The 18,010-nt window shown below is 45.4% G+C and carries 20 protein-coding genes and 1 other RNA gene; 11 read left to right on the plus strand and 10 right to left on the minus strand.

From position 1 onward, the window contains the following. Positions 1-150: 150 nt before the first annotated feature. From dapF to ZMOB_RS01305, 5 genes are all read left to right on the plus strand, one after another. Positions 151-960, plus strand: a complete 810-nt coding sequence (gene dapF, locus ZMOB_RS01285) for a diaminopimelate epimerase (RefSeq protein WP_014500406.1) — start codon at positions 151-153, stop codon at positions 958-960. Beyond that, positions 957-2,216, plus strand: a complete 1,260-nt coding sequence (gene mtaB / locus ZMOB_RS01290) for a tRNA (N(6)-L-threonylcarbamoyladenosine(37)-C(2))-methylthiotransferase MtaB (RefSeq protein ID WP_014500407.1) — start codon at positions 957-959, stop codon at positions 2,214-2,216. The genes dapF and mtaB overlap by 4 nt, the downstream gene beginning before the upstream one ends. Continuing rightward, on the plus strand, positions 2,213-3,145 hold the full coding sequence (ftsY, locus tag ZMOB_RS01295) for a signal recognition particle-docking protein FtsY (RefSeq protein ID WP_011240907.1): 933 nt from the start codon (positions 2,213-2,215) through the stop codon (positions 3,143-3,145). The genes mtaB and ftsY overlap by 4 nt, the downstream gene beginning before the upstream one ends. A gap of 77 nt (positions 3,146-3,222) precedes the next feature. Further along, positions 3,223-3,593, plus strand: an RNA gene (gene rnpB / locus ZMOB_RS09690) — RNase P RNA component class A. A gap of 124 nt (positions 3,594-3,717) precedes the next feature. Then, positions 3,718-4,242: a J domain-containing protein gene (locus ZMOB_RS01305; protein ID WP_014500408.1), complete on the plus strand. Its 525-nt coding sequence runs from the start codon at positions 3,718-3,720 to the stop codon at positions 4,240-4,242. Positions 4,243-4,284: 42 nt separating this feature from the next. On the opposite strand, the gene ZMOB_RS01310 is transcribed toward ZMOB_RS01305, so the two are convergent. The 7 genes from ZMOB_RS01310 to ZMOB_RS01340 form a co-directional block, all read right to left on the minus strand. Then, entirely contained in the window at positions 4,285-4,719 is a 435-nt protein-coding gene (locus tag ZMOB_RS01310; protein WP_014500409.1) for a hypothetical protein, read from the minus strand. Further along, a complete protein-coding gene (locus tag ZMOB_RS01315; RefSeq protein ID WP_012816987.1) occupies positions 4,716-5,120 on the minus strand; it encodes a SufE family protein in 405 nt (134 codons plus the stop codon). The genes ZMOB_RS01310 and ZMOB_RS01315 overlap by 4 nt, the downstream gene beginning before the upstream one ends. A gap of 132 nt (positions 5,121-5,252) precedes the next feature. Next, the gene (locus tag ZMOB_RS01320) at positions 5,253-5,543 is read right to left on the minus strand and encodes a hypothetical protein (protein ID WP_014500410.1); all 291 of its coding nucleotides are present in this window, start codon (positions 5,541-5,543) and stop codon (positions 5,253-5,255) included. 33 nt (positions 5,544-5,576) lie between these two features. Further along, on the minus strand, positions 5,577-5,960 hold the full coding sequence (gene pspC / locus ZMOB_RS01325; RefSeq protein ID WP_011240903.1) for an envelope stress response membrane protein PspC: 384 nt from the start codon (positions 5,958-5,960) through the stop codon (positions 5,577-5,579). A gap of 17 nt (positions 5,961-5,977) precedes the next feature. After that, the gene (gene pspB / locus ZMOB_RS01330; RefSeq protein ID WP_011240902.1) at positions 5,978-6,250 is read right to left on the minus strand and encodes an envelope stress response membrane protein PspB; all 273 of its coding nucleotides are present in this window, start codon (positions 6,248-6,250) and stop codon (positions 5,978-5,980) included. Continuing rightward, entirely contained in the window at positions 6,250-6,918 is a 669-nt protein-coding gene (gene pspA / locus ZMOB_RS01335) for a phage shock protein PspA (protein ID WP_011240901.1), read from the minus strand. The genes pspB and pspA overlap by 1 nt, the downstream gene beginning before the upstream one ends. Positions 6,919-6,920: 2 nt before the next feature. Further along, positions 6,921-7,439 (minus strand): energy transducer TonB, encoded by a 519-nt coding sequence (locus tag ZMOB_RS01340; RefSeq protein WP_014500411.1) that lies wholly within the window; start codon positions 7,437-7,439, stop codon positions 6,921-6,923. A gap of 175 nt (positions 7,440-7,614) precedes the next feature. Between ZMOB_RS01340 and pspF the strand changes: the two genes are divergently transcribed. Next, positions 7,615-8,691: a phage shock protein operon transcriptional activator gene (gene pspF / locus ZMOB_RS01345; RefSeq protein ID WP_014500412.1), complete on the plus strand. Its 1,077-nt coding sequence runs from the start codon at positions 7,615-7,617 to the stop codon at positions 8,689-8,691. 214 nt (positions 8,692-8,905) lie between these two features. Further along, positions 8,906-9,532 carry a superoxide dismutase gene (locus tag ZMOB_RS01350; protein WP_014500413.1) on the plus strand — a complete coding sequence of 209 codons (627 nt, stop codon included), beginning with the start codon at positions 8,906-8,908 and terminating at the stop codon, positions 9,530-9,532. A 62-nt stretch (positions 9,533-9,594) separates the two neighbouring features. Here ZMOB_RS01350 and ZMOB_RS01355 read toward each other — a convergent pair whose 3' ends face one another. Beyond that, a complete protein-coding gene (locus tag ZMOB_RS01355; protein WP_011240897.1) occupies positions 9,595-10,017 on the minus strand; it encodes a dihydroneopterin aldolase in 423 nt (140 codons plus the stop codon). A 396-nt stretch (positions 10,018-10,413) separates the two neighbouring features. Here ZMOB_RS01355 and ZMOB_RS01360 point away from each other — a divergent pair, with 396 nt between their 5' ends. After that, positions 10,414-10,947 (plus strand): GNAT family N-acetyltransferase, encoded by a 534-nt coding sequence (locus ZMOB_RS01360; RefSeq protein WP_011240896.1) that lies wholly within the window; start codon positions 10,414-10,416, stop codon positions 10,945-10,947. A gap of 4 nt (positions 10,948-10,951) precedes the next feature. After that, the gene (locus tag ZMOB_RS01365) at positions 10,952-12,172 is read left to right on the plus strand and encodes a CCA tRNA nucleotidyltransferase (RefSeq protein ID WP_014500414.1); all 1,221 of its coding nucleotides are present in this window, start codon (positions 10,952-10,954) and stop codon (positions 12,170-12,172) included. Here the strand turns inward: ZMOB_RS01365 and ZMOB_RS01370 are convergent. Continuing rightward, positions 12,169-13,908 (minus strand): putative bifunctional diguanylate cyclase/phosphodiesterase, encoded by a 1,740-nt coding sequence (locus ZMOB_RS01370; RefSeq protein ID WP_011240894.1) that lies wholly within the window; start codon positions 13,906-13,908, stop codon positions 12,169-12,171. The genes ZMOB_RS01365 and ZMOB_RS01370 overlap by 4 nt on opposite strands. A gap of 248 nt (positions 13,909-14,156) precedes the next feature. Beyond that, complete coding sequence (parC, locus tag ZMOB_RS01375) at positions 14,157-16,403, minus strand: DNA topoisomerase IV subunit A (protein ID WP_014500415.1); 2,247 nt, start codon at positions 16,401-16,403, stop codon at positions 14,157-14,159. A gap of 200 nt (positions 16,404-16,603) precedes the next feature. Between parC and ZMOB_RS10545 the strand changes: the two genes are divergently transcribed. Together ZMOB_RS10545 and ZMOB_RS01385 are read left to right on the plus strand one after the other, a co-directional pair. Further along, positions 16,604-16,933 carry a DUF2274 domain-containing protein gene (locus ZMOB_RS10545; protein ID WP_427926892.1) on the plus strand — a complete coding sequence of 110 codons (330 nt, stop codon included), beginning with the start codon at positions 16,604-16,606 and terminating at the stop codon, positions 16,931-16,933. 122 nt (positions 16,934-17,055) lie between these two features. Next, complete coding sequence (locus ZMOB_RS01385) at positions 17,056-18,009, plus strand: hypothetical protein (RefSeq protein ID WP_014500416.1); 954 nt, start codon at positions 17,056-17,058, stop codon at positions 18,007-18,009. Position 18,010: the final 1 nt, after the last annotated feature.

An 18,010-nucleotide genomic window follows, 5' to 3' on the forward strand; every position in this document is an offset into this window, starting at 1 on the left:
TAAAAGCTTCGGGTAAAATCATAGGCAGAATCCCTGTCAATAAGGATGCCACAGGCTTAAAATCCAGCTAACAGGGCGAAACACACGCGAATAATTGAAAAAAACGGTCGGTGAATTCCCCCGAAAAGAAAAATCCGCTAGAGGGACGATATGACTTTCTCTTTCCATAAAATGCATGGGCTTGGTAACGATTTTATTGTTCTTGATGCCCGAAAAAATCCTATCCAAATGAATCCGGCGTTAGCGCAGGCTTTAAGCAATCGTCATACCGGCATCGGCTGTGACCAGCTTATCATTATTGGTAATGGCAAAAATCAGGCCGATGTTTCGATGGAAATATGGAATGCAGATGGTTCCGAAGTCGAAGCCTGCGGTAATGCCACCCGTTGTGTCCCTGTTTTCTTAGGACGGGATGTCATTATCAGCACCGCCGCCGGTCTACTGGATGCTCGTCTTTCTGATGAAGGTGCTTGCGTTGATATGGGTAGACCCCGCCTGTCATGGGATGAAATACCCCTCGCCTATGCGATGGATACGCTTTCTATGCCGGTTGCATGGGAAGATTTGAAAGAACCGACGGCTGTCAATATGGGCAATCCTCATGTTGTTTTTGTCGTCGATGATGTTGATGCCGTCGATTTCGGAAGATTAGGCAACATAATCGAGCATGACCAGCTTTTCCCTGAGAGGATTAACGTCAATATCGTCATGGTTACGGGCAAAAATCACCTTAAAATGAGAACTTGGGAACGGGGTGCCGGATTAACCCGTGCTTGTGGCACGGGAGCTTGTGCGACCTTCGTTGCGGCCAAAAGGCGGCGGCTGATTTCTGGCAAAACGCAAATAGATCTTCCCGGAGGAAGACTTGTCTTGGACGAGAATAGCGAAGGCCATATCATTATGCGGGGGCCCGCGACCTATGTATTTAAAGGCGAAGCGGATTGGGCAAGTTTTTCATGAGTTCACCGGATATCATTACATTAGGTTGTCGTCTCAATATCGCTGAAAGTGAAGCCATCAAACAGGCTTTGACTGATAAAGACGGCAGTCAGGATTTAATCGTTGTTAATAGCTGCGCTGTGACATCCCGTGCGGTAGCACAAACGCGTCAGGCTATCAGAAAAGCTAGTCGAGAGAGACCAAACGCCCGTATCGTTGTTACAGGCTGCGCTGCCCAGATCGATCCGAAAATTTTCGCCGATATGCCCGAAGTTTCGCGCGTTATCGGTAATGTCGAAAAGCATCAGGCAGAATCCTTTGCTTTTTCAGGGAGTGATGAAGAAGCGCGGATACAGGTCACGGATATCAATAGCCTAAAAGAAACAACGCCCCATCTGATCGCGGCTTTCAGTGAACATAGTCGGGCTTTTCTTGAAATTCAGAATGGCTGCAATCACCATTGTAGCTTTTGCATTATTCCACAAGGGCGGGGTCGCAACCGTTCAGCCTCTTTTGATGATATTCTTGATTGCGCCCGCAAACTTATCAATAACGGGCATCAGGAATTAGTTCTGACGGGTGTCGATCTGACTTCCTATGGTCAAGATTTAACTAGCCCCAGTAATCTCGGTGAATTAGTCGCTTTTCTTCTGAAAAAGCTCAAAAATCTGAAAAGACTTCGGCTTTCTTCGCTTGACCCTGACGGTATTGATCCCTTGCTGATGGCACTCATTACCGAAGATGAACGCATCATGCCGCATATTCATCTGTCCTTGCAGGCCGGCGATAATACTATTCTGAAAAGAATGCGGCGGCGGCATAGTCGGGAACAAGCGATTGAGCTAGTAGCCAGTTTGAAAAAACGCCGTCCAGAAATCGCTATTGGTGCCGATATCATTGCGGGTTTCCCAACCGAAGACGAGGAAATGGCAGCCAATAGTCTGCGAATGATAGATGAATGTGATATCGTTTTCGGGCATATTTTCCCTTACTCCCCTCGCCAAGGTACACCTGCGGCCAAAATGCCCCAAGTCCATACGCCTTTGATTAAAGAGCGCGCTCAAAAATTAAGGGAAGCGGCTAATCGACGACAAGCGGAATGGTTAAAAACATTGGTGGGTAGTCGGCAATCTGTCCTGTTGGAAGGTGAAGGCGGACGTGGACATACACCCCAATTTGCGCCTATCCGCCTAAGCGAAGCGGTCGAAGCAAGCGGCATTGTCGATATTATGGTGACCGGCACAGATAAAGATGGCCTGATTGGGAAGAAATTATGAGTGAAGAAACACCTTGGTATAAAAAAATCGGTTTTGGTCTCAAACGGACATCTGAACGGTTAACAGAAAATCTGTCATCCATTGCGTTAAAAGCGGCCTTGGATGACGAAACGCTTGATGAAATCGAAGAAACCCTGATCGCCTGTGACTTAGGCCCTGGTACCGCAGGTCGTATTCGTGAACGTCTGGCAGGCGAACGCTTTCCGCAAGGCGTGACGGAACTCGAAGTTCGCGAAGTCGTCGCGCAGGAAATCGCCAAAATTTTGAAGCCTGTTGCTAAACCCATCGAAATTGATGCTTTCCCAAGACCGCAAGTCATTCTGGTCATTGGTGTCAATGGTTCAGGAAAAACAACGACTATCGCCAAATTGGCACATTGGTTTCAGGAACTCGATTACGAGGTCATGCTTGTCGCTGGTGATACTTTCAGAGCCGCCGCGATCGGACAATTAAAAGTTTGGGCGGAAAGACTAGAAATCCCGATCATCAGCGGGGCTGAAGGTGCCGATGCGGCCAGCCTTGTTTTCCAAGGGGTTAAAGAAGGCACAGCTCAAGGTACGGATACCTTAATTGTGGATACTGCAGGCCGCCTTCAGAATAAAAGCGGCTTGATGGATGAATTGGCTAAAATCAAAAAGGTTTTAGGACGACTTAATCCGGCCGCCCCGCATAATGTTATTCTGGTACTGGATGCCACCAATGGTCAAAACGCGCTTTCCCAGATCGAAGTTTTCAAAGAAATCGCGGGTGTCTCTGGCCTTATCATGACCAAGCTCGATGGCACAGCACGGGGCGGTATCATGGTGGCGGCGGCTGAAAAATACGGTTTGCCTATCCACGCGATCGGGGTTGGTGAAAGCATGGATGATTTACGTCCCTTCGATCCAGAAGCGGTTGCCCGTGCGATTGTCGGTTTACCGCATCAATAACCTCTTTTTCGCGATTAAAGGCCGCTGTCTAAGAATAATCCTCGACATTAGGGTGATTTTTGGTATCACCCTTCCGGCCAGAAGGTCGGGCGGCCGCCGGTATGTTTTGACATACGGGAGGAAAGTCCGGGCTCCAAGGAGTAACGGTGCCGGATAACATCCGGCGAGGGTGACCTCAGGGAAAGTGCCACAGAAAACAAACCGCTTTTTACTTCGGTAATAAAGTAAGGATGAAAAGGTGCGGTAAGAGCGCACCGCATTTCCGGTAACGGCAATGGCAAGGTAAACCCCACCGGGAGCAAAACCGAATAGGGATGGCATATGGGCTGGCTCCGCCCCGTCATCCGGGTTGGTTGCTGAAGACCGGAAGCAATTCCGGTTTTAGATGAATGGTCGCCTATCCAGCTTTGCTGGTGGACAGAACCCGGCTTATAGACCTTCTGGCGTATCACCTCTGTTGATTTTCTTTGTCATTTGCCTCTTTTTCCTAAAGAAACTATATTCTTGGTTTTTCCGACTTTGGCCAATTTTTCGGTCGGGGGTATTCTCATACAGGCAGAACAAGAAATATTATGGCTCGATATACCAAATCCCGAGATTGGGGCTTTCCGCGTTGGCGCGGTTATAATGACAATAACCATGCTGCCCAGAAAGTAAGATTATGTGATCGCGAAGGCTGCGACAAGCCGGGTAACTTCCCTGCCCCGAAATCCCCGAACAATCCTGATCGTTGGTATTTTTGTGAAGATCATATCGTCGAATATAATCGCAATTGGGATTATTCCGCCGGTTTATCAAAAGAAGAAGCCGCCAAACGTCAAGCGGAAGAAAAACAACAGGCTTCTGGATATTCATCAACCAGTTACAGTTGGTCAGGTTCTGAAAACGGCCGATCCAACGAGGTGATAGAAGCCTTAAAGGTCTTGGAATTAGAGGCTGATGCCGATTTCGAGATGGTAAAAATTCAATGGCGGCAATTAGCTAAAAAATGGCATCCCGATCTTAATCAGGATGATGAAAAAGCTGTAAAACGCTTCCATGCTATTCAGGCTGCCTTTGATCTGCTGCGTAATCGGGAAGAGCGCGGCAGCTTCTAACCCTGCCCGATCACATTATTTCTATAAATTATCCCGCCTCAATTATTCGGTCGATTCAGGAAGCGGCTGTTTTTGGGATATTTCGGCGGCAATATTCTGCGCCTTTTGATAAGGAACAGACACAGAAAAAGTTAAAACACTGTCGCGGATAGGCCCCCCTAATACCAGTTGGCTCAAAACAGCGCCTTTAAAACGGATTTCAATCATTTGGCTAAATCCGTTACCGGCGGTTGCCTCCGTCAATCTTTCGGTGCCTTCCCCCGTTAACGTCAACATAATGATCGGATTACCCTTTAATTGGGGTAAGGCACGGGCATCAATAATATCATTCGGGGCAATCAGTTGGTCACCGATATAAAAACCGTTTTTATCCTTAGCTTTCCCTTTTCTAGGAACCGTCTCTTTTTCAAGCGGGATAGGTTCGGCTTTGGTAATCATGACTGGCGTCGTCGCCAATAAAAGAGCCGATAAAATCACTGATAACGCTCCGCTGTCTGCCGGATTAAAGCGATCATATTGGGGATCCCCTGCGTCCGGTTGGAACTTAACTGATTTTTCAAATCAAAAGGAGCCAATAAGGCCTCAATATCAGTATTGATGATCGCTTCGGGATTTTTATCCTGCACAGTCAGCAAAACGAGGGCAATAATCCCTTTCGTAATAGCCGCATTGGAATCCGCCAGAAAATGGAGCTTTCCATCCTCTTTCCGCATGGGATATACCCAGACAGAAGCCGAACAGCCTTTAACCTTGGTTGCCTCTGTTTTTAACGCATCGGGCATTTCTTCCAGATGTCGTCCCAGATCAATCAGCAAGCGATAACGATCATCGCTTTCCAAAAAATCATATTCTTCTTCAATATCGGCAAGTGTGGTCATAGCATAGCATTTACTAGGTGAGGAAAGACGCGCTATTTATGGCAAAAACCGAGTAAAAATAGCAATATAAATCAGGCTAAAAACAGGGAATTATCCCGATAGTGACATTTTACACATCAAAAAACAAAAGCGTTATTGAGCATCAACAACCTTGTTTTCACTCTTCTTTTTTTCGGATATCGGCTGATCCAAGGCAGTAATAGCCTGATCCAAAGCGAGATTGTGATAATTATCCGTCACAATACGCTCTAATATAGCGATGCGATCTTTTAGCGCCTGAATCTCTTCTTGCATTTCCGAAAGGTCATCGCTTTCTGCAAGTGTTACCGCTTTTTCTCCGTAATAGCGGTAACGCGCTTTTATAAGACCGCTAATCAGGACTAAGCCTATAATGACGACCACCATCAATTGACTGCCATGCATTGCCTGTTTCCTATTTTTGAGGATGGGTCATTCTTAACGCAAATTATCTATTTCCTTGGCTAAACGTCTGTCTTGGCTGGTGATATAGGTCTCAACCTTTGCCAGACGGCCATTGATATCACGAAAACGGTTTTTGACATTGCGGAGGCTGACCGTCGGTTTGGTTCTGACCTCTTGCCAAAAACGGGTCTCATCGCTGTCCATTTCCTGTAAAGCGCGGGGTTTATCCTCGGTCAGCCATGCGGTAACAAAATAGGCAACGACAATCCAAGGAAAGCCACCAACCAAGGTCATGATAACGGTCAAAACCCGAACAAGGGTGACATCCACACCGGCATAGTCAGCTAGTCCAGAACAAACCCCCAATATTTTGCCATGGGCTTTATCGCGATAAAATTTGGTGCGGCGAAAATCCATTTTTTCCTCCTGAATGCTTATTTGGAAAGATTGATATGGCTGGTTGAATCTGGCTCTTTCGACGTAGAATAGATATCGGCCGCCGTATTATTTTCAGCCGCGATAATACGCTCGATCGTCTGCAAGCGTTCTTCCAGTTTCCGAGCGCTCTCATAAAGCTCTTCAATCAGATTTTCGTCAGCGGCACTGATGCTAGAGGATTTCTTCCATTGGGTAATATAATGCAGGAATATCCAAGGCACGCCGATAAACAGAATAAGGCAGACTAAAACAGGTGCCAACGAATCCATTATTTCCCTCCTTTTTTATGCAGCCGCTTCCGCAATTCGGCCAATTCCTGATCAATCTTGTCGTCCCCTGCAAGATTGTCGATTTCTTCTTCCAAAGACATGCCCCGTATTCCGGCGGCATCTGCCTGACCTTCAGCCAGATTGACTCGTCTTTCCAGCGTCTCAAAACGGGCAAAGGCATCTTCGCTTTGTGAACCCTGATAGAGTTCCCGCATTTTCAACCGCTGTTTGGCTCCAGCATATCGTGCAGCCAAAACAGATTGGCGGCTACGCGCTTCATTCAACTTATTCTGAAGTTTGATGATATCGCCTTCGGATTTTTGCAGCGTTTCATTCAGGCTTTCTGCTTCGGCGGATAAATCGCTGATAAGGCTTTGGGCTTTATGTCTTTCAACCAAGGCTGCTTTAGCCAAATCTTCGCGATTTTTACTCAAGGCCAATTCGGCTTTATCCAACCAGTTAGCTTCGATCTTTTGTAAACGGCTAACCTGCCGTTCGATTTCTTTTTGATCGGCAATCGTTTTGGCAGCAGAAGCCCGAACCTCGATCAGGGTTTCTTCCATTTCCAAAATAATCATCCGGATCATTTTTTCCGGGTCTTCCGACCGATTGAGAATATCAACCACATTGGCAGCAATAATATCGCGGGTTCTTGAAAAGATACTCATTCCTAAACCTCCGGTTTGTTTTCATTAGAAGCGAATGCAAGCTGCTCTTGCGCTAATTCCGTTGCAAAAGCCTGATTTTGTTTTCTATCCTGTTGGATGACCTGATGGTTAATATCCGCCAATTCTTGCAAATTGGAATCAAAGAGCAATTTTACTTCGATATTTTGCGCCTGTTTATGAAGGCTTTCGGGTAACGGGGGATAATAAACATTTTGCGCGACCCGAACCGCTTCCTGATCCAAAAGCTGATTTCCTGTCGGTCTAACCATATGGATATCGTAAGGATGGCCTTCTTTATCAATAGTCAGGCCAAGAACGCTTATCTGTAAACCGTCATTGGCCTGATCATTGATATCTTCATGAATAGCCTGATTTAAATTGTGGCTGACCTTTGCCGTCCATTTTTCGAGATCATGATCTGGTGAAAAAGCAAAAGCAGGTTGTGTTGCCATCCATAGCATAGCCGCTACCGCAGAGCAGCTTTTGACCAGAGAGAAACGGCTATGAGGGAAAGAAAACATCGCTACGAAACCTTTATTGTCGTGAAATCATTGATGATGTCTTTATCTAAGCATCCCTCGTGCCAGTTTTATTTTTTTGTTTAAAAACAAATACTTATAAAAATAATAGGATTTTCTAAAAAATCATCTCATATATTGATTGCTAAATAGTGGCGTATTTTCCTAATAATTAGTGATGGGGAAAAATAATTTTGTCATTGGCCAATCAACGGCCTTTCTTGATGCTGTCGAGCAAGCCAGCCGCGCTGCCAGTTTAAATCGACCGGTTCTAGTCATTGGGGAAAGAGGCACCGGCAAAGAACTGATCGCCGAAAGATTGCATCGTCTGTCTTCTCGTTGGGCATCACCTTTGGTGACATTGAATTGTGCGACTTTGCCGGAAAATCTAATAGAATCCGAATTATTCGGCTATGAAGCTGGCGCTTTTACAGGAGCCATGCGTGCCAAGACAGGCCGCTTTGAACAGGCAGAAGGCGGCACCCTTTTTCTGGATGAACTGGCAACCTTGTCTTCTTCCGCGCAAGAGAGACTATTGCGCGCCGTCGAATATGGCGAGATCAACCGCATCGGCTCTATCCGCCCAACAAAAGTCGATGTCAGAATTGTTGCCGCCACCAATGAAGACTTGCCTAGTTTAGCAGCACAAGGCCAATTCCGGTCAGATTTGCTCGATCGGCTTTCTTTTGAAGTCATTACCTTGCCGCCGCTACGCTATCGACAAGAAGACATCCCCTTATTAGCCGAATATTTCGGACGGCATATGGCCTTGGAACTGGGATGGGATAACTGGCTTGGATTCACAGAAGAAGCCATGGTTATTCTCAAAGAGCATTCATGGCCGGGGAATGTCAGAGAATTACGGAATGTCGTCGAACGCAGCCTTTACCGCTGGGGCGATGCGACAAAACCCATAAATCATATTGTTCTTGACCCTTTTACCTCGCCTTGGCGGCCAGTTCAGGAAGCGGCCATTGTTGAGAATGTAACGGTAAAAGATACCGTAATGACAGGAAAAGCAGTCTCGCTACCGCCTTCTGATTTCATCAAAAAAGCCTTGCAGGATGGTGATCTAAAAGCGCTTTGCCAAGATTATGAACGGCATTGCGTCGAACAAGCCTTGCAACGCCACTGTTATAATCAACGGGCAACCGCCAAAGCCCTCCATTTAAGTTACGATCAATTACGGCATATTTTGCGGCGTTATGACCTGCTGCCTGCTGGGAATAGCATTTCTCAAGCCAAAAAAGATTAAACTTTAAAGAAATCCATCACAGTGATTGAAAAACAAAACTGCCCGTTTTTATAGACAAAAAGCCTTTAAAATTGCATTAACCAACTGAAATATAATGATTTTATAAAATTTTTATTCCCTCGGGATATACTTCGTAAAAATGGTAACTTTTTGATAGTTGCTGCGTTCTTTCACCATAGGTTTGACTATACTGACAGAATTGGGAGATCACATCATGGCTTTTGCATTACCCGCCCTGCCCTTTGGCGCCAAAGACCTCGAGCCGCATATGTCCGCAGAAACGCTCGAATATCATCATGGCAAACATCATAAATCCTATGTCGACAAAGTGAACAGCTGGGTTGATGAAAAGAAACTGGCTGGTCTGAGCCTTGTCGAGGTTATCAACAAAGCTGTTGAAACCAAGGATAAAGGCTTGTTCAACAATGCGGCACAGGCATGGAATCATAACTTCTTCTGGCTCGGCTTGGCCAAAGCAGGTCAAAAGCCCAGCGGCAAGCTCGCGTCTTTGATTGAAGAAAGCTTTGGTTCCACCGAAGCTCTGTTAGAAAAACTGGCCGCCGAAGCCGTTGGTCATTTTGGCAGCGGTTGGGCATGGCTCGTTTTGAAAGATGGCAAGCTCGCTATCACTTCTTATCATGATGGTGATACGCCGGTAGCGCATAAAGAGATAAAGCCGCTTTTGACGCTCGATGTCTGGGAACATGCCTATTACATCGATTATCGGAACGCCCGCCCGAAATATGCCAAAGACGTGCTTTCCAATATCATTAATTGGGAATTCGTTGCTAAAAATCTCGACGGCGAAGGTGTCAGCCGTGGTGATTTAAAACAGGCTTAAGACCAAAAGCTGAATGATACGGAATGCCGGTCTGTTTTTACAGGCCGGCATTTTTTATTCTCTTAATTCGGAAAATTAGACAGGCTGACCCCGACAGATTGGCAATCCTGATAGGCATCGGGTTTGCGGACAAAAACCTTAATACGGCGAACATGCGCACGGGCAGCGATTAAATCATAGATTTCCTGCGCCAAGGTTTCTTGCAAGTTGAAACGCCGTTTTTCAACCAGCTCGGAAAGCGTCTGATGGATATAATCATAATTCCAGAAATCGGCGTTAATATCGTCATTGGTCGGCAAAACCGCTTTTTCCAATTCGATATCCAGATTTACCAGAACACGCTGACGTTTATCCAATTCGTGGCTGTGAAAGCCGATAGCGGCCATTAACATTAAATCTTCAACATGAAGCACATATGTTGTCGGCTGCAAATGGTCGGGAATAAGCCCACGGGCGGATTCCGGCCTGAATATAGTGTCACTCATAATAACCTCGAGATACAAAAATTATCTGGCCACGGGAAGCGTTGTTGTATTGTTATCGTGGTCAACCGAGCAGAAAGAGTCTTCGATTTTTCCTATCATAAAAGAGTCTTTCGATTGGTCTTTATCTATTTTTCTGTCGGTTTTGCACAATTGCCTAAAATTTAGGCACGCCAAGAAAGCCCCCTAAAAATAAGGCGTTTTTTGGCTTTTCCCCAATCTTATCCACAGGTTGATCCTCTTCTCTGGGGATAAATATCTTCGATTACACAGACATAGCGTATCTTTTTTTTCAAAAGAGAAAGAGAATCATTCCGAAATAAAAAAAAGCACCGTAAAAGCGCAGGTCTTTGAAAAAGAAATTTATTTTCTTCCACCATAATCGAGGCATATGAAAGAGTGACAACGCTTGTTCCCCTAAACCGGATAGATTCACAAAAAATAGAAGATTTACTCGATATCGGTTTCGGTAAAGATCGCCATGGCCGAACGGCCTATCGGTTGCGACAAGGGGTAAGCGCGATTCCTGAACTTTCTTTTGCCGCGGTTGATGGCGATATTTTGCAGGGCATTATCCAATGCTGGCCTATTCGGCTTTCCTGTCTGAACGGTAAAAAGCTGCCGATGATTTTACTGGGACCCGTGGCGGTGCATCCTGATTATCAAGGTCATGGTATCGGACAGACTTTGGTGCAACATAGCCTTGATGTTGCCGATAGCAGTGACATAACAGGCCATGATGCGGTGATGTTGATTGGCGACCCCGAATATTATAACCGTTTCTTTGGCTTTTCTGACGAGGAAACGGGCGACTGGCGGTTGCCGGGTCCTGTTGAAAAACGGCGTTTACTTGCCCGTTTGACGTCTCCGCGCTTGCGAGATCGAGCTGGCATGGTTGAAGCCGATGCGCCGGCCCTCCAAAAGGAAGGCTGATTTCATGTCTGTTTTTTTGCCCGATCAAAAATGGCAGCATCAGGAAGGCTTAAGCGATTTAATCAAGGCGTTAGGGGGTGACAGCATGATCCGCTTTGTTGGCGGATCGGTGCGCGATACCTTATTAGGATTGCCGGTCAATGATATAGACTGCGCAACCCGCCATCATCCTGAAAAAACGATGGAGCTTATCCGGTCAGCTGGTTTTAAAGCTATTCCAACCGGCATCCAACATGGCACAATCACGGCTCTCTTGCCGACGAAATCTCCGGTTGAAATTACCAGTCTTAGACGGGATGTTTCGACCGATGGCCGCCATGCAACGATTGCCTATAGCGATAACTGGGAAGATGATGCCCAAAGACGTGATTTTACGATCAATGCGCTTTATGCCGAGGCTGAGAGCGGCTTGGTGCATGACTATTTCGGTGGATTAGCCGATCTTAAGGCACATTCTGTCCGTTTTATTGGCAATCCCGAAACGCGCATCGCGGAAGATCATCTGCGTATTTTGCGCTTTTTCCGCTTTTTCGCGCGTTTTGGTCAGAATAATCCCGACCCTGAGGCGCTGGCAGCCTGTATCAAACGCGCCAATGATTTGATGGCGTTATCTCGTGAAAGGATTGCCAGCGAAGTCTTGAAGATTTTGGCCTTACCGGATCCTTTAGCGGTTATCAGCCTAATGATAAAATCCGGTATCTTTAAGCCGATTTTACCTGAAATTACAGCGGACAGTATTCTGCCTTTGCAACGCCTAGTTGAAAGAGAAAGGCTCTACCACATTTCAGGAAACGCTCTGCTCCGTCTCGCCGCTTTGCTGCCAGAGGGAGCAGAAATGGCGCGCTCTGTCGCACAACGCCTGCGTTTCTCAAAAGAGCAGAAAAAATATCTGATCGCCTTATTAACCGCAGAAGAGGAAAAACCACTTTCCTTGGCATGGGCGATCGGAAAAGAGGAAGCTATTGCGCGTTTTTTGCTGTCTGATCGCGACGAAGCGACAGTCAATTCGGCGATAGCGCTTCTCAAAAACTGGGAACGCCCTGTTTTCCCGCTCAAAGGCGGCGATTTAATTGCCAAAGGCTTACCCGCAGGGCCTTTGGTCGCCACTATTCTGCAGAATATACAAAAAGCATGGGTCGAAGCCGCCTTTCCTAATAGCGACTGGGTGCAGGAAAAAGCGACCATTGCTATAGCGGAGACAATGGCTACCAAAGCAGAGCGTTAATTCCTGTTGGATGCCATATAGAAGGCAATCGCTTCATCAACAGGTAACGGACGGGAAAAGTAAAAGCCTTGGGCATAATCACAGCCCAAATCCATAATAATCTTCTTCTGTTCTGGTGTTTCGATGCCTTCGACAATCGTTTTAATCGACAATGTCGAAGCCATGCTGGTGATAGCGCGAGTAATCGCAATCGCCGTTTTGTCTTCAGCCAGATTGGTCACAAAGCTACGATCTATTTTTAGATGATCGATAGGGAAAGTTTTCAGATAAGAAAGCGATGAATATCCGGTTCCGAAATCATCCATCGAAATTTTAATACCCAATTCATGCATGGTATTAATGACGCTGATACTTTGCTCAGGATAACGCATCAAAGCGCTTTCCGTTAATTCCAAGGTCAACCTTTCCCCGTTGATCCCCGTCTGCTTTTTAATATCGGTAATAAGCTGCGTCAGGTTATCACGCATTAACTGCAAGGCTGAAACATTGACAGAAACTCTTATCGGCAATGTATATCCGGCTTGTTTGTCCCATTGCTGCTGGGTATGCACCGAACTTTCCAAAGCCCAGCGTCCCAAAGGCACAATAAGACCCGATTCTTCGGCAACCGGAATAAATTCTGCCGGAGAAACAGGACCTAATGTCTCATGATTCCAGCGAGCTAAAGCTTCGAAACCAACAATCTTCTTATTATAGGGTGACAATATCGGCTGATAGACAAGGTGGAGATCGCCATTATCAATGGCGCGTCGAAGGTCGGTTTCAAGGCTAAATCTCTTTTGTAAGACGCTGGCTTCCCCGACATTATAAACTTCGACATGATCGGTTTCTTTCGCTCTTTTTAAAGCGATTTGGGCGTCCCTCAACAAATCTTCGGATACTTCGATCCGGTCATCCATCAACGAAAAGCCGATAGCGCAATTAACCTTCACCTTTAGATTGGCGAGATTAAAAGGCGTGGACATCAAAGCCTTGATACGGCGCGCCGCATGCCAAACGTCAGAAGTGCCATGATGAAGCGACAGCAGGATACCAAATTGGTCGCCGCCAATGCGTCCTAATCTATCCCCCGGCCTTAAAACTGAAGTCAGACGCCGAGCAACGGAAACCAATAATTCGTCACCAACGACTGACCCCATGCTTTCGTTAATCCGGCTAAAACGGATAAGGTCGATTGCAATAACAGCTACCGAAGCGGTGCCTTTTTCCAGAAGGATGACATCATCTAACAGGCGTGAAAAACCGATACGGTTCGGTAAACCCGTCAAACTGTCACGCAGGATTTTCATCCGCATGGTCGATTGCAATTCGACAGCTTGGGTATTGTCAACCGGAACCATTAAATAACAGGTCATGCCCTGAATTTGGCAGCCCATCATCGTAACGATTATTTTATAACAGCGCTTTTTCTGTCCTCCCGGCGGCATCCAATCAAATTGATACGGCTTATCTTGCGATAACGGCATGTATTTAAGAGCGGCCACCAGTTCAGGATGCAATTTTACAGTCGTATCCCCTTCCCATGGGGATAAATTGGCTGTTTTAGGTTCGCTGGCAATATCTATAAAATTTTGATTACAAAATAAAACAACCGGTTTTTTATTATTAAAGGTAATAAGCGCGGCCGGAAAAGGCATCGCATTAAAATAGCTTTGTTGTAAATTTTCTGAAGCTTCATCAAAAGGCCGACCACTGTCACTCATTACACCGGTCGTTTTTAATATAGGATCTGGCATAATTGATTTTCCAGCGGCCTCTACTTTATCTGTTAAGCAATAATAATAAATAAAAAATCAAGACAACAAATAAGGCCACGAAATTATCTCAATATTGTATCCATATTTATCATTTCGCCGCCTTATTTGTATAAGTGAAACTATGTCGAGACAAAGAAAAATAATATTATACTGTTATGTGAAAAACCTATAACAAGGGTCATAACGGATAAAGATAAATTTTTAATTAAAAAACAAAGCCCTATCTATCATGAAAAACGGTTATTTTTCGGGAAACCAACCGGCGGTAAACGCCCGCTAGCACCGCGGGCAACGACCCAAGTTTTCATATCGGTTTCGGTTCTTATTCGACCAGATTCGCCGCCCATTGGCCAACTCAATCCCTCTTCAAGGGTAAAAGTCGTAGCATCTGACAGATGTCCGCCCCGATAACGTTGTAATTGAACACCACTTCCCTTTGCCAATTCAGGAATCTGGGACAGTGGGAAAGCCAATAATTTTCGATTTTCGCCGATAAGGGCAATATGGTCATGATCTTCTTCGATGACTTTTAAAACCATCAAATATTCGTCTTTTTTAACCCTAACAATTTGTTTTCCCTTACGAGTTTCTGCAACCAGATTGGTCATCTGGGTAATAAAACCACGACCGCTCGAAGAAACGACCAACAATTTTCCTTCGGGATTAAGCGGTAATAAGGCCATTATCTTGGTGTCATTACTGATGTCCAACATTAACCGCACAGGTTCACCAAAACCGCGCCCACCGGGTAATCGGTCGGCAAGCAAAGTATAAAATCGACCATCTTCTGTCGCGATCAACAAGCGATCGGTGGTATAAGCATGGCAGATGAAATCAGCTTCATCGCCTTCCTTAAAGCGCATGGCTTCGGTCGATTTCAGATCAACATGCCCCTTTAGCCCCCGAATCCAGCCGCGTTTTGACAACACAACGGTCATGGGTTCCCGTTCGATCATCGCATCTAACGGAATAGCTTTTGCAGGCGTTTGTTCTTCAATCAGCGTTTGGCGTGCGCCTAATTTACTTTTTAGGCTATAGCGCTTCCGCAAAGCGGACAAATCGGATTTCAGCTTTTTACTTTGCAAAGCATCGCTTTCAATCAAAGCTTGAAGTCCAGCTCGTTCTTCTTTTAAGCTATCACGCTCTGCGGTAATTTCAGCTTCTTCTAGGCGCTTTAACGCTCTAAGCCGCATATTCAGAATCGCTTCGGCCTGACGATCACTTAACTTAAATTCAGCGATCATTACCGATTTGGGATCGTCTTCATTTCTGATGATTTCGATCACCCGATCAAGATTGAGATAAGCAGCTAGATAGCCTTCCAGTAATTCAACTCGGTCATCAATACGCTGTAAACGATGGCGACAACGCCGCTGTAACATCGCAAATTGATGCGCCAACCACTCTTTCAAAACCGTATGGAGTGGTAAAACCGCAGGCGTATGATGGCTATCCAGCACATTCATATTAAGCGAAATACGCGTTTCAAGACTGGTCAGATGGAATAAACCATCCATCAAAAGCTGGGGATCAACTGTTCTGCTTTTGGGTTCTAGGACAATCCTGATATTTTCATCAGATTCGTCGCGTATATCGCTAAGAATAGGCAGCTTTTTCTCGTTTATCAAAGCCGCTATTTCTTCAATTAAACGCGATTTCGGTATCTGCCACGGTATTTCATGAATAACAATAATCCAGCCGCCGCGACCGATATCTTCGACCTCATAACGCGCTCTAACTCTGAAAGATCCCCGTCCTGTCTCATAGGCGTGGCGGATAGTATCGACAGAATCAACGATCTGGCCGCCGGTCGGAAAATCTGGGCCTTTGACAAAACGCAATAATTCTTTGGTTTCGGCTTCGGGATGGTCAATTAAATGACAGATAGCATCTATCAATTCAGCGACATTATGAGGCGGAATAGAGGTCGCCATACCGACGGCAATACCGCTCGAACCATTAGCTAAAAGATTAGGGAAAAGACCGGAAAAAAATTCTGGCTCTTCTTCTTCGCTATTATAGGTAGGTCGAAAATCAACCGCGCCCTCTTCCATGCCTTCCATCAGGTCATAAGCGGCTGTGGTCAGGCGGGCTTCGGTATAACGCATAGCGGCGGCATTATCGCCGTCAATATTACCAAAATTACCCTGCCCATCGACCAAGGGATAACGGAGGGCAAAATCTTGGGCAAGGCGCACCATCGCGTCATAAACAGATTGGTCGCCATGCGGATGGTATTTACCAATCACATCGCCAACAACGCGGGCGCATTTTTTATAAGCCGAGGCCGGATCAAGTTTTAACAGCCGCATCGCCCATAATAACCGCCGTTGCACTGGCTTTAACCCGTCTCTGATATCGGGCAAAGAACGGGAGGTTATGGTTGATAAAGCATAAGCGAGATAGCGTTCTGATAACGCCTTATCAAAGGCTGTTTCGGAAATATTTTCAATGTCGGAAGAAAGGCTGGTCATAAAAATGGAATAACAGAATCCTGTTTATAAATAAGGGTTTAAAATGGTAAAAATGCAGAATTTTTATATCGAGATCGCTGGGTCTTTTTTTGTTTCACGATGACTCCAGTACCGCATTTCGCTGGACTACGCCAAGGTTCGACACAGCAGGTTTATCAATCACTTAGGCGAGTTCAACATATGCCGGTGCTTTCCGAAACTTGACCCGGTTTCCCCTCGCGTGGCTCCCATGCGGCTCTTGGAAACCGGGCTTTCCGAGGAGTCATCATGGCGAAGATCAAGCTCACCAAGTCCGCAGTCGATGCGGCACAACCAAGAAACTGCGACTGGGGCCGTTGCCCAAGACCGAGAGCGTCAAGCTGACCTTCGCTTGCCCGGCCAGCTTGAAAGCCGACCTCGACCGCTATGCCGCGCTGCACGCGCAGGCGTATGGCGAAGCAGTCGATGCCACAACGCTGATCCCGCACATGCTGGAAGCCTTCCTGGCGGGGGATCGGGGGTTTAGGAAAGAGAAGACAAATAAAAACTAGAGCGACTTGTTTTATCCTAAAAACTATCTTTGTGCGAAAGAATTTTAATTGAAACTGTTTTGTGCGATAATTTCCTTGTTTTTTTTGAAATATATCGTGACGTCTTTTAAGTGGAGGTCTTAATGGGAGTTGTGCCCTCGAATATCCCTGAAAAATTAAAAGGACGATATCCAGAGGTTGAGTGCGAGTCATCCAAGAGTTTTTTACTGGCTCATAGCATTAATGAGCTAAATAAAATGCCAATCCAAACATCTGAGGCGAGCACCAGTTCATTTAAGGTCTTTGCACATGAGTTTAACTCAGTAATGTTAACTGCGCATCTTTTTGAAAATCTCTTGATGCTAGAGGATGTTCGGCATGAAAATAATGGGCATGATTGGTTTCAAATAGAAATTCCGGAAGAGTATTTTAGATATCCCGCTGAGAATGATCCGAGAAACTATGGTGGCCAGGACACTCCAAGAATGAGTGATGAGGACAGGAGAGCTATATCTGCAGTTGTTCGAAAATCTAAAGAAATGGCGAACTATGCCAATGATGAGAATTTTGCAAAAAATAATCTTCACAAACTTGAGTTTATTTCTATATTTTCGTTCTTAGAGTCATTCATTGAGAATGTGCAGGTGGAGGTTTTGGGTGTTTCTCGTGAGGATGCATCAAAATCCGTAAGATACGCCTCACTGCCAAATGCTATGGAAGATACATTCGAAAAAATAGATCCCGATATAAATATTTTCATAAAAAATATTTTATATGACTTCTATGATTTCATGAAATTCTCGTATCTACTTAGAAATCTTCATAGCCATAATCTAGGCAGGGTCACACAAAGATTTTTTGATATGTGTGAAAAAGAAGGGCTTTTGAAAGATGACTATGGAATAAAAGAAGATGGAGAAAAAATTTTCTTTGGAAAAATTGTTCGTTTCACAGGCTATAGCAGAACAATTGAATTAGATAAATACATTAATTTATCTGATATTAGTTTTGTTTTCAGGAATTATGCACGGGAGTGTATTTTTATTGCAGAACAGTACATAGAAGCGAGAGTACAGGTTAATTCGTCTCAGCACTAGC

The organism is Zymomonas mobilis subsp. mobilis ATCC 10988 (assembly GCF_000175255.2).
Taxonomy (GTDB): Bacteria; Pseudomonadota; Alphaproteobacteria; order Sphingomonadales; family Sphingomonadaceae; genus Zymomonas; species Zymomonas mobilis.